Source organism: Pseudomonas sp. LB3P14 (genome assembly GCF_054898045.1).
The window spans coordinates 202,501-214,517 of the sequence record NZ_CM142714.1 but is presented as its reverse complement, the minus strand read 5'-3'; the positions used below and the strand labels follow the sequence as shown (position 1 = coordinate 214,517).

Sequence of the window (12,017 nt, the reverse complement as noted above, 5' to 3'; positions counted from 1 at the left end):
GGATGGTGGTGCGGTTGAATCACCTCAACGTCAGGCGTCGAGGCTGCGCTGAAATTCAGCGAATGCGTGGGCGTCCGGATAGGACGTCTGAGTGCCCAGGCCCGTGACCGAGCAGGCGGAATACGCCACGGCCTGGGTCATGGCGGCGCGGATATCGCGGTCGCGACTCCAGTGATGAACGAAGCAACCGATGAAGGCGTCTCCTGCCCCGGTGGTGTCGCGCGCGGCAACAGACAGGCCGGGAATCTGAAACTCGCCCTCCTCGCCGACGTACAGCGCGCCTTGCTGGCCGAGGGTCACGATCACGTGGCGAATGCCGCTCGCAACCAATGTCTGGGCGGCTTTTTGGGCCGACTCCGGCGAGTCCACGGTCTGGCCGGTGATCAGCGCCAGCTCGGACTCGTTGGGCACCAGGAAATCCAGTTGCGCCAGGTGTTCACGGCTCAGGCCCGACAAGGCCGGCGCCGGGTTGAGCAGCACCGGAATGTTGTGTGCGCGGCCGAACTCGATGGCGTAGTAAACGGTGTCGACGTTGATTTCGAGCTGCAGAACAATCAGCGAGCACTCGCGCAATGCCTGCGCGGCCGCGTCGATATCCGCCGGCAGGAGATGAGCGTTGGCGCCTTTGACGATGAGGATGCTGTTGTGGGAGTCGACCTGGACGAAGATTGGCGCCACACCGCTGGACACGCCGGGGACACGCTGCACGTAACGGGTGTCGATGCCAAAGCGCTGGAAGTTGGCCAGGGTGTTATCGGCAAACAGGTCATCGCCAACCTTGGTGAGCATCAACACCTCCGCCCCAAGCTTCGCGGCGGCCACCGCCTGATTGGCGCCCTTGCCGCCACAACCGAGGGCAAACCCCGGCGCTTCGAGCGTCTCGCCCTGGGCCGGCATGCGATCGATGTAGGTGATCAGATCCACCATGTTGCTGCCGATGACTGCGATCTTGCTCATTGCTATCCCACCTTGATACGGCTTGCCAGGCTGACGCTGGCGTTCTTGTTTTGTTAATTAAATAACATTTTGTGTGATTATTCAATCTTTTTGTTGAATGGGCTCTGAAGCAAAGACGAGTGGCTTTGCGAGCGCGGCTATTCATACGACTGTCGAATTTATCCCCGTCCCCGGTACGCTTCTGTTAAAACCCGAACTTTCCTTTTCATCCTCCGGACCACTGCATGTTTTCTAACCTCATGAGCCGCTTGGGCCGACGCTGGCTGCCGTTGCTGTGCATGGCCGCGCTGATCGTCGGTCTGCCCGTGAGTTGCGGGGCACTCAAATACAAAGAGCGCGAGCTGTTGTTCCGCATCGAGCCGGGAACGGCCGGTTGGTATCGCGGCTTGCCGCAGGACGTTCAGGAATTCGACATCAAGCCTGCCAGCTTCAAGGCCGGGCAAAACCTGCATGCCTGGTGGTGGCCGGCCGCACGTCGCGATGCGCCGTCGATCCTCTACCTGCATGGCGTGCGCTGGAACCTGACGGGCCAGGCGTTCCGCATCGAGCAATTGCGTGCCATGGGCTATTCGGTGCTGGCCATCGACTACCGCGGCTTTGGCCAGAGCAAGGGTGACCTGCCGTCGGAAGCCAGTGTTTACGAAGACGCCCGAGCCGCCTGGGAGCGCTTCACCCAGATGCAACCGGACGCCAACAAGCGCCTGATCTACGGCCACTCACTGGGCGGCGCGGTGGCCATCGACCTGGCGGCAGACCTGGCCGCACAGGCGAAAAAGGACCATGGCGTGGTGCCGGTGCGCGGTCTGGTGATTGAGTCCACCTTCACCTCGCTGGGCGATGCCGTGGCGCAAGTGGCCGACAGCAATCTGCCCGTGAAATGGTTGCCGGTGCGCTGGCTGCTGTCGCAGAAATTCGATTCCATCGACAAAATCGTCGACATCGATATGCCGCTGTTGGTGGTCCATGGTCTGGCCGACCCCTTCATGCCCTCGCGGTTCAGCCAGCAGTTGTTCAATGCCGCCAACGAACCCAAACGCCTGTTGTTGGTACCCGGCGGTACGCACAACAACAGCATGAGCCTGGGCGGTACCCAGTATCGCCAGGCGCTCGAAGGTTTGATGAAGGCAAAACCACCCCAAGTGGCCGGGCCAGCGGTGACTCGGGTTTCTCGGGAGTCTTGAGATCTATCGGTAACCGCGGGCCTGCAAATCAAACAGCTGTGCATAGCGCCCGCCCGCCGCGACCAGACTGTCGTGATCGCCCCGTTCAAGGATCGCGCCCTGATCCAGCACGATGATGTGATCCGCATTGCGCACGCTGGAAAACCGGTGAGAGATCAGTAACGTCATGCGGCCTTCGGTGTGCTCGCTGAAATGCTCGAACACCGCAGCCTCCGCCGCCGGGTCGAGTGCCGAGGTCGGCTCATCCAGAATCAGGATATCGGCGTTGCGCCGCATGTAGGCGCGCGACAACGCGATCTTCTGCCATTGCCCGCCGGACAACTCCTGCCCCCCGGCGAACCACCGCCCTAATTGCGTGGCATACCCTCGATCCAGTCCCTCGATGAAGGGGGCGGCCATGCCCTCGGCGGCGGCTTCCTGCCAGCGCTGCTCATCATTGAACGCCAGCGTGTCACCCACACCAATGTTCTCGCCGACGGAGAATTGGTAGCGAATATAGTCCTGAAAAATCACCCCGATGCGCCGACGCAGCGCGTCTTCTTCCCACGTCTGCAGATCGCTGCCGTCCAGCAGGATGCGGCCCTGATCAGGACGGTACAGCCGAGTCAGTAATTTGATCAGCGTGGTCTTGCCCGAGCCGTTCTCCCCCACCAGCGCCACACTGTGCCCGGGTACAAGGTGAAAATCGATGCCTTCCAGCGCGGCGCGACTGGCGCCCGGATAACGGAAACCAACGTTTTCGAAACGCAGCCCATCGCCAGGTACCGCGCCCACGGTGAGGTTGCCGGTATCCGCCACAACAGGTTCGGCCAGGTATTCATAGAGACTGGAGAGGTAAAGGCCATCCTCGTAGAGACCGCTGATGGCACTCAAACTACTGCTGACCGCCGTCTGCCCCTGCTTGAACAACACCAGGTACATGGTCATCTGCCCGAGACTGATGTTGCCGTGGACGGTATCGACCACTACCCAGGCATACGCCAGATAAAACGCGCCGGTGCCCAGTAGACCGAGGACAAATCCCCAGCCATCTCGACGTAGTGTCAGGCGCCGGTCTTCGGCATAGAGACGCGCGAACGTCTCGCGGTAACGCGTCAACAGCAACGGCGCGAAGCCGAACAGTTTGACTTCCTTGATGTAGCCCTCGTGGGAGAGCAGCGTCTCGATGTAATTCTGTTGTCGACTCTCCGGCGCGCGACGCGTGAAAAGCCTGAAGGCATCACCAGAAAAATGCGCTTCGGCGAAGAAAACCGGTAACGCGCCGACCACCAGCAACACCAACGCCCAGGGCGAGAAATGCACCAACAAAACGCCGAAGCTGATCAACACGATCAGGTTCTGGATCAGCCCCAACGACTTCATCACCAGCGCCAGCGGCCGGGTCGAGGCTTCGCGCCGCACCCGAACCAGCTTGTCGTAGAACTCGGAATTCTCGAACTGCACCAGCGATAACGTCTGGGCCTTTTCCAGAATCATCGTATTGACCTTCTGCCCCAATTGCACCCGCAACAGCGATTGCTGGACCGACAGCGCACGCTGGGTCCCGGACAGTAATGCGAGCACGCCCGCTTCGAATAACACGTAACGCACGACCGGCCACAACGGCGCACTGCCCTGCTGCGCGTGCAACTGCATGGCGGTGACCACTGCATCGACAATCCGTTGCCCCAACCAGGCCGCCAGTGCCGGAAGCACCCCGGCGATCAGCGTCGCCAGCACCAATCCCAGAAACAGTCCGCGAGACGTTGCCCAGACCAGCAGCAAGGCGCGTCTCGCCTGGTCGAGTAATGAGGTGAAGCGATTAAGAACAGGGTTCACTCCGTGAGCTCCCCCTGATGCCTGGCCCGATACCGTCCCGGACTTTCCCCCGTCCACTTTTTGAACGCCCGATGGAACGCACTCGGCTCCTGAAAGCCTAGCTGCTCGGCAATATCGCTGATACTCGCCTTGCTCTGACGCAGCTGCTCGAACGCAACACCGCGCCGCACCTCGTCCTTGATCTCTTGATACGAACACCCTTCACGCTCCAGTTTTCGGCGAAAGGTGCTGGGGCTCAGGTGCTGTTCCAGGGCGAAGGCCTGCAAGGTAGGCCACTGGCTGTAATGGCTGTTACGCAGGCGCTGGTGGACCTGCGACGCCAGGCCGTGCTGATTACGAAAACGGATCACCAGCCATTGCGGCGCGGTGCGCAAAAACACTTTCAGTGACGTCAGATCCTGGACCACCGGCAGTCGCAGGTAGTGGCTGGCGAACTCGATTTCAGTGCGCTCTGCACCAAAGGTCAGGTTCGGTCCCCAGAGCAAACGGTCATCGCTGAGCGACACACGCTCATGGCGAAAGTCTGCGCGATCGATGGGGATGCGTCGACCGCCGAGCCAGCAGAGCAGACTGATCATCAACACCAGAAACGTCTCCTCGCCCAAACGACTGACGTCGCAGTTTGGCGAGTGGTTCTGCAAGCTGATCACCGCACGTTTGCCGCGCACCGTCAGCGTGCCGCGAAAGTCGTGGAGAAACAGCGCGAAATTGGCCAGGCACTGGCGCATGGCTTTGTGCAGGTCAGGTTCCTGAATCAATGCCCGGCAGATCAGGGCGAAACTGCCCGGCGGCATGCCATGGGAGTCGAGCCTGAAAAATTCATCGTTCAGTTCGCGGATCTGAATCAACCACAGCGCGGCAAACGCACTCGCCGGCACACGCGCAGTGGGCTGCTCCATCAACGCCGGGTCGATGCCCGCCTGTTCAAGCGCACCCCTCAGGCGCTGCGGATCTTCCCCCAGCCCATGGATCATTGCCTGCACGAAGTAGGCGGCAACCGAGTCCTTTTCCCGCATGTGAACGCTTCTCTCCCCATCACCTGAAATGGCAAAAAACACCAGTGCCGTTGAACAGTTTCGGCATAGGACAACCGCCCTGCCGGCTCTAGACTCGCGGCCAATAGTACGCCTTCGGCCACTACGGCGGCCAAGGTATCGCGGGGTTTGATCGGAAGGACGGAACATGAATCTGCAAAACATTGGCGTAATCGGCGCAGGCACAATGGGCAACGGCATTGCGCAAGTCTGCGCCTTGGCCGGTTTCAACGTCACCTTGCTCGACATCTCCGAGAGCGCCCTGCAAAAAGCCATCGCGACCGTGGGTAAAAACCTCGATCGGCAGATCGCCAAGGACACGCTGACGCAAGAGCAAAAGCTCGCCGCTCTCGACAAAATCCACACCAGCACCGACTACAGCAACCTGCAGAACGTGCAAATGGTGATCGAAGCCGCCACCGAAAACCTCGACCTGAAACTGCGCGTGCTGCAGCAAATCGCCGCGCAGGTCAGCACCGAGTGCGTGATCGCCTCCAACACTTCGTCGCTGTCCATCACCCAGCTCGCTGCCAGCGTCAGCCAGCCTGAGCGCTTCATCGGCCTGCACTTCTTCAACCCGGTGCCGGTGATGGGCCTGATCGAGGTGATTCGCGGCTTGCAAACCAGCGACGCCACCCACGCCCTGGCGCTGGACATGGCGACAACACTCGGCAAAACCGCGATCACCGCTGGCAACCGTCCGGGTTTCGTGGTCAACCGGATTCTGGTGCCCATGATCAACGAAGCGATTCTGGTGTTTCAGGAAGGCCTGGCCAGTGCCGAAGACATCGATGCCGGCATGCGCCTGGGTTGCAATCATCCGATCGGGCCGCTGGCCCTGGCGGACCTGATCGGCCTGGACACCTTGCTGGCGATCCTCGAAGCCTTCTACGATGGCTTCAACGACAGCAAGTACCGCCCTGCTCCACTGCTCAAGGAAATGGTCGCCGCCGGCTACCTGGGGCGCAAAACGGGGCGTGGCTTCCATGCCTATGCCTGAGCGTTGCTCGCGCTTTGCCGAGTACCGGGACAAGGTGCTGGAGTTGTTCGCCAGCAAGGGTTTCGGCCAGGTCGGCATGCGTGAGCTCGCGACCTGCCTGGGGCTCGCCCCCGGCTCGCTGTATCACCATTACCCCAGTAAACAGCACTTGCTGCTCGACCTGATCGAAGAGTTCTACGAGGAGCTGCTGGCAACCTTGGGGCGCATCGAGCAAAAGGCCCCGGCAAAACGTGACAAACTCCATGCCCTTATCCGAGCGCATTTGAATCTGCATCAGGAGATGCCCTGGCATTTTCGTCTGGCAGAGCGTGACAGCGGCTGCCTGAATGAAGAGCAGCAGGAACGGGTTCGAGAGCTGCGCGAGCAATACGAGTGCAAGTTGCTCATGGTGCTTGGGGCCCGATCGCGGTTCAGTGAGCAAGGCCTGTTGGCCACCGGACATGCAATCGCCAACTTACTCAACAGCGCACCCAGTTGGCTGGCGCAGCATACGCTGAGTGAAGCGGAGCGAGATGAGCTGTTGGAAAATCTGGTCAGCGGAGCCATCGAGCGCTTGCTTCGTCCCTCGGCGCCACGCGCAGTGGCCTGAGGGACCCCAGGACGATATCCCCGTGATCGTGGATTGCCGCGTGGGCGCCGAAAGCCATAAGCCACGTCGCTTCAATAGAAAAAACATCTAAACGATTCCTGCCAATCGCGCCATCTAACGCTTTGCTAATAGGAGCCCAATCACTGCGGAGCCGGAGGTGAATCCAGCCTCCCTCCGCCTCCTTCGTTACCGGGAGCAAAAAAATGAAAATCAATCCCTACCTGATCTTCAACGGCGACTGCAAAGCCGCCTTCACCTTCTATGCCCAAAGCCTGCCAGGCCAGATCGAAGTCATGATGACCTTCGGCGAAAGCCCTGCGCGCGAGCACTTTCCGGCGGACTACCACAACCTGATCATCCACACCCGCCTGCTGGTGGGCGATCAGGCAATCATGGGCTCGGACACAACACCTGACCGCCCCACTGACGAAATGAGCGGTTGTTCAGTTTCGCTGAACGTCGACAGCATTGCGGAGGCAGAGCGGGTGTTTTCTGCGTTGTCGGACGGCGGCAAGGTTGAAATGCCCCTGGAAGCCACGTTCTGGGCGGCTCGCTTCGGCATGCTGGTTGATCGGTTTGGTGTGTCGTGGATGGTGAATTGCGAAAAGGATCAGTGAAACTCACTTTCTCAAGGCATGAAAAAAGCCCAACCTCAAAAAGGTTGGGCTTCTGGCAACTGCTGGACCGTCTGCTACCGTCACCCGATGCGCCGTGTGCGTTTCGGTGGCAGCTGCGGGCGGCTGGCATTGATCGATGAGCTTCAGGCGTTGCGCGAGGCCGGTGTGCAGCACGTTGGCTTGCATCTGCGTCGCAGCGAACGTATGCGTCCGGCCAAGTCATCTACCCAACCCCGCAACGCCAGGACATGGTGTGCACTTAAATTTAAGTGGGCACCAGTTCTAGCCTTTTAAGCGGGTATTTCATGCAGCCAACACGCCGTTCCTATTCCAAATCCTTCAAGGCCCAGGTCATTCAAGAGTGTGCCCAGCCCGGCGCTTCGATTGCCAGCATCGCCCTCAGCCATCGCCTCAACGCAAACCTCGTCCACAAATGGATTCGAGTGCAAGCGCAGAAAAGCACGACGCTTCAACCTGCATTCATCCCATTGCCTATGCAAACAACGGCGCACGTATCTTCATCGAATATCAGCGTTGAGATTCTGCACCCACGCGGCACCGTCAAAGTGAACTGGCCAACCGATAGTGCTGCTGCCTGCGCCGCTTTCCTTCGAGACCTGTTGCGATGATCCGCATCGACGCCATCTGGCTCGCCACCGAGCCCATGGACATGCGTGCCGGCACTGAAACTGCGCTGGCCAGGGTGATTGCGGTCTTCGGTGCGGCGAAGCCGCACTGTGCTTATCTGTTTGCCAATCGCCGCGCGACTCGGATGAAAGTGCTGGTACACGATGGGATTGGCGTTTGGCTGGCTGCACGCCGCTTGAACCAAGGCAAGTTTCACTGGCCAGGCATTCGACAAGGCAGCGAAATGCAGTTGGATACCGAACAACTTCAGGCCTTGGTGCTCGGCCTACCTTGGCAACGTGTTGGCGCTGGCGGTGCAATCACGCTGCTTTAAAAACCGTAATTAGTGCCTCGGCTTGCTGTCGCAAGTGGCCTGCTTTGGTAAAATCCACGGCATGACTTCCTCGCCCAATCTCGATCAAATGACTCCCGACCAACTGCGTGCATTCGCTGCGCAGTTGCTGTCGCAGGTCGAGACCATGGGTAAGACGGTCGAAACAATGGGTAAGAAGATCAACCGCGATCAAACGGTAATCGAGAAGCTGACCCACGAGATTGCGCAGCTCAAGCGTTTGAAGTTTGCCAAGCGCAGCGAGCAGATGAATCCTGAGCAGGCGAGCCTGCTTGATGACCTGATCGATACCGATATCGCGGCGATTGAGGCCGAGCTTCAGGCCTTGCAAATAGCCCCAGTGGCGACCGAGAAAAAGCAAAAGCCCAAGCGCACGGCCTTGCCGGCAGAGTTTCCACGCACCTTGATCCATCACGAGCCGGACAACACCCACTGCCCATGCGGCTGCGCGCTCAAGCGTATCGGTGAAGATATCAGCGAAAAACTGGACTACACACCGGGCGTGTTTACCGTTGAACGCCATGTTCGTGGCAAGTGGGTTTGCGATAGCTGCGAAACGCTGATCCAGGCACCGGTGCCGGCGCAGGTTATCGACAAAGGCATCCCAACCGCCGGGTTGTTGGCCCATGTCATGATCGCGAAGTTCGCTGACCATCTTCCGCTTTACCGTCAGGAATCGATTTTTGGTCGTGCCGGCTTGGCGATTCCACGTTCAACCTTGGCTCAATGGGTTGGCGTTACGGGCGTGCAGTTGCAGCCACTGGTCGATGCCCTGCGTGACGTAGTGATCGGGCAGCAGGTTGTGCACGCGGATGAAACGCCCGTGCAGATGCTCGCTCCGGGCTCGAAAAAAACCCACCGTTCTTATGTTTGGGCTTACGCCACCAGCCAGTTCTGCGAAACAGCCGCTGTCGTCTACGACTTCAGCCCCAGCCGCGCCGGTGAGCATGCTCGCAACTTCCTGCAAGGCTGGAAAGGTAAGTTGGTCTGCGACGATTTTGGCGGTTACAAGGCCAGCTTCGAACTCGGCGTAACCGAGATCGGCTGCATGGCCCATGCCCGGCGCAAGTTCTTCGAACTGCACGCTACAAACAAGAGCCAGCTCGCCGAGCAGGCCCTGCGTTACATCCAGTTGCTGTACGAGATCGAGAGCGAAGTGCGTGACCTGGAGCCGGATTTACGGTGCCGAATACGGCAAGAAAAAGCCGTGCCGGTGATGGATATCCTGCATGCCTGGATGATCGCCCAGCGTGATCTTGTGCCCGAAGGGTCGGCCATCAGCAGAGCACTCGATTACAGCCTTAAACGCTGGGCAGCGCTGTCGCGCTACCTCAATGACGGGGCCGTACCCATTGATAATAATTGGGCGGAGAACCAGATCCGACCATGGGCTCTTGGGCGCAAGAACTGGCTCTTCGCCGGGTCGCTACGCAGCGGAAAACGGGCTGCGGCAATCATGAGCTTGATCCAGTCTGCGCGGCTGAATGGTCATGACCCGTACGCCTATCTAAAGGATGTTCTCACGCGCCTGCCGACGCAGCGGGCGAGTGAAATCGAGCAGTTGCTTCCGCATAAGTGGCAGCCGGTTTAATCACGCAAGATGTGATGCCCGGACGCATACCAGCGAACGAGCGGTTGCCGAGGCTATTGAAGAGATCGCTGAATACGTGCTGCCAAAGTTTCACTAACGATGCTGCTGGACCCAGGGATAGCCAGTTGACTATCCCTTTTTCGTCACGCCACTTTCCTGCGGACAAAACAAAACCCCTACCTGCATACGCAGATAGGGGTTTCGGAATTTAATCTTGACGATGACCTACTCTCACATGGGGAAACCCCACACTACCATCGGCGATGCATCGTTTCACTGCTGAGTTCGGGATGGGATCAGGTGGTTCCAATGCTCTATGGTCGTCAAGAAATTCGGTAGCCAGGTCGTGGGCCTTTGCAGGTTCACGTTCCAGCGAATGGGCAAGTGATAGATTTGTGGGTTGCGTTGCGAATTTTCGACTTGTGTCGTCTTCACACACCGCAATCTGGCCTTTCGACGCAAATTGCTTGGGTGTTATATGGTCAAGCCTCACGGGCAATTAGTATTGGTTAGCTCAACGCCTCACAGCGCTTACACACCCAACCTATCAACGTCGTAGTCTTCGACGGCCCTTCAGGGGACTCAAGGTCCCAGTGAGATCTCATCTTGAGGCTAGTTTCCCGCTTAGATGCTTTCAGCGGTTATCTATTCCGAACATAGCTACCCGGCAATGCCACTGGCGTGACAACCGGAACACCAGAGGTTCGTCCACTCCGGTCCTCTCGTACTAGGAGCAGCCCCTCTCAAATCTCAAACGTCCACGGCAGATAGGGACCGAACTGTCTCACGACGTTCTAAACCCAGCTCGCGTACCACTTTAAATGGCGAACAGCCATACCCTTGGGACCGGCTTCAGCCCCAGGATGTGATGAGCCGACATCGAGGTGCCAAACACCGCCGTCGATATGAACTCTTGGGCGGTATCAGCCTGTTATCCCCGGAGTACCTTTTATCCGTTGAGCGATGGCCCTTCCATACAGAACCACCGGATCACTAAGACCTACTTTCGTACCTGCTCGACGTGTCTGTCTCGCAGTCAAGCGCGCTTTTGCCTTTATACTCTACGACCGATTTCCGACCGGTCTGAGCGCACCTTCGTACTCCTCCGTTACTCTTTAGGAGGAGACCGCCCCAGTCAAACTACCCACCATACACTGTCCTCGATCCGGATAACGGACCTGAGTTAGAACCTCAAAGTTGCCAGGGTGGTATTTCAAGGTTGGCTCCACGCGAACTGGCGTCCACGCTTCAAAGCCTCCCACCTATCCTACACAAGCAAATTCAAAGTCCAGTGCAAAGCTATAGTAAAGGTTCACGGGGTCTTTCCGTCTAGCCGCGGATACACTGCATCTTCACAGCGATTTCAATTTCACTGAGTCTCGGGTGGAGACAGCGCCGCCATCGTTACGCCATTCGTGCAGGTCGGAACTTACCCGACAAGGAATTTCGCTACCTTAGGACCGTTATAGTTACGGCCGCCGTTTACCGGGGCTTCGATCAAGAGCTTCGCGTTAGCTAACCCCATCAATTAACCTTCCGGCACCGGGCAGGCGTCACACCCTATACGTCCACTTTCGTGTTTGCAGAGTGCTGTGTTTTTAATAAACAGTCGCAGCGGCCTGGTATCTTCGACCGGCATGGGCTTACGCAGTAAATGCTTCACCCTCACCGGCGCACCTTCTCCCGAAGTTACGGTGCCATTTTGCCTAGTTCCTTCACCCGAGTTCTCTCAAGCGCCTTGGTATTCTCTACCCAACCACCTGTGTCGGTTTGGGGTACGGTTCCTGGTTACCTGAAGCTTAGAAGCTTTTCTTGGAAGCATGGCATCAACCACTTCGTCACCCAAAGGGTAACTCGTCATCAGCTCTCGGCCTTAGAATCCCGGATTTACCTAAGATTCCAGCCTACCACCTTAAACTTGGACAACCAACGCCAAGCTGGCCTAGCCTTCTCCGTCCCTCCATCGCAATAACCAGAAGTACAGGAATATTAACCTGTTTTCCATCGACTACGCTTTTCAGCCTCGCCTTAGGGACCGACTAACCCTGCGTCGATTAACGTTGCGCAGGAAACCTTGGTCTTTCGGCGTGGGTGTTTTTCACACCCATTGTCGTTACTCATGTCAGCATTCGCACTTCTGATACCTCCAGCAAGCTTCTCAACTCACCTTCACAGGCTTACAGAACGCTCCTCTACCGCATCACCTAAGTGATACCCGTAGCTTCGGTGTATGGTTTGAGCCCCGTTACAT

At 58.3% G+C, this 12,017-nt stretch carries 10 protein-coding genes, 2 rRNA genes and 1 pseudogene (1 of these 13 running past the window's edge); 8 read left to right on the top strand and 5 right to left on the bottom strand.

Annotated elements, in window-relative coordinates; genetic code table 11:
• Positions 1-30: 30 nt before the first annotated feature.
• Positions 31-957 (bottom strand): ribokinase, encoded by a 927-nt coding sequence (rbsK, locus tag ACYZT5_RS01055; RefSeq protein WP_462049384.1) that lies wholly within the window; start codon positions 955-957, stop codon positions 31-33.
• A 224-nt stretch (positions 958-1,181) separates the two neighbouring features.
• Here rbsK and ACYZT5_RS01050 point away from each other — a divergent pair, with 224 nt between their 5' ends.
• Positions 1,182-2,138 carry an alpha/beta hydrolase gene (locus ACYZT5_RS01050; RefSeq protein ID WP_462049383.1) on the top strand — a complete coding sequence of 319 codons (957 nt, stop codon included), beginning with the start codon at positions 1,182-1,184 and terminating at the stop codon, positions 2,136-2,138.
• A gap of 3 nt (positions 2,139-2,141) precedes the next feature.
• Here ACYZT5_RS01050 and ACYZT5_RS01045 read toward each other — a convergent pair whose 3' ends face one another.
• A complete protein-coding gene (locus ACYZT5_RS01045) occupies positions 2,142-3,956 on the bottom strand; it encodes an ABC transporter ATP-binding protein (protein ID WP_462049382.1) in 1,815 nt (604 codons plus the stop codon).
• Positions 3,953-4,972, bottom strand: a complete 1,020-nt coding sequence (locus ACYZT5_RS01040) for an AraC family transcriptional regulator (protein ID WP_462049381.1) — start codon at positions 4,970-4,972, stop codon at positions 3,953-3,955. The genes ACYZT5_RS01045 and ACYZT5_RS01040 overlap by 4 nt, the downstream gene beginning before the upstream one ends.
• A 166-nt stretch (positions 4,973-5,138) precedes the next feature.
• Between ACYZT5_RS01040 and ACYZT5_RS01035 the strand changes: the two genes are divergently transcribed.
• From ACYZT5_RS01035 to tnpC, 7 genes and pseudogenes are all read left to right on the top strand, one after another.
• Positions 5,139-5,990: a 3-hydroxybutyryl-CoA dehydrogenase gene (locus ACYZT5_RS01035; RefSeq protein WP_462049380.1), complete on the top strand. Its 852-nt coding sequence runs from the start codon at positions 5,139-5,141 to the stop codon at positions 5,988-5,990.
• On the top strand, positions 5,977-6,579 hold the full coding sequence (locus ACYZT5_RS01030) for a TetR/AcrR family transcriptional regulator (protein ID WP_462049379.1): 603 nt from the start codon (positions 5,977-5,979) through the stop codon (positions 6,577-6,579). The genes ACYZT5_RS01035 and ACYZT5_RS01030 overlap by 14 nt, the downstream gene beginning before the upstream one ends.
• Before the next feature lie 203 nt (positions 6,580-6,782).
• Positions 6,783-7,196 (top strand): VOC family protein, encoded by a 414-nt coding sequence (locus tag ACYZT5_RS01025; RefSeq protein ID WP_462049378.1) that lies wholly within the window; start codon positions 6,783-6,785, stop codon positions 7,194-7,196.
• Positions 7,197-7,280: 84 nt separating this feature from the next.
• Positions 7,281-7,490, top strand: a pseudogene (locus ACYZT5_RS01020) (hypothetical protein); the annotation flags it as partial.
• 11 nt (positions 7,491-7,501) lie between these two features.
• On the top strand, positions 7,502-7,825 hold the full coding sequence (tnpA, locus tag ACYZT5_RS01015; protein ID WP_462047422.1) for an IS66-like element accessory protein TnpA: 324 nt from the start codon (positions 7,502-7,504) through the stop codon (positions 7,823-7,825).
• Positions 7,822-8,157 (top strand): IS66 family insertion sequence element accessory protein TnpB, encoded by a 336-nt coding sequence (tnpB, locus tag ACYZT5_RS01010; protein ID WP_237142353.1) that lies wholly within the window; start codon positions 7,822-7,824, stop codon positions 8,155-8,157. Before tnpA ends, tnpB begins: the two co-directional genes overlap by 4 nt.
• Positions 8,158-8,218: 61 nt before the next feature.
• Positions 8,219-9,766 carry an IS66 family transposase gene (tnpC, locus tag ACYZT5_RS01005; RefSeq protein ID WP_462049377.1) on the top strand — a complete coding sequence of 516 codons (1,548 nt, stop codon included), beginning with the start codon at positions 8,219-8,221 and terminating at the stop codon, positions 9,764-9,766.
• Positions 9,767-9,978: 212 nt separating this feature from the next.
• Here tnpC and rrf read toward each other — a convergent pair.
• Together rrf and ACYZT5_RS00995 are read right to left on the bottom strand one after the other, a co-directional pair.
• Positions 9,979-10,094, bottom strand: a 5S ribosomal RNA gene (gene rrf, locus ACYZT5_RS01000).
• 150 nt (positions 10,095-10,244) lie between these two features.
• Positions 10,245-12,017, bottom strand: a 23S ribosomal RNA gene (locus ACYZT5_RS00995); it runs 1,119 nt beyond the window's last position.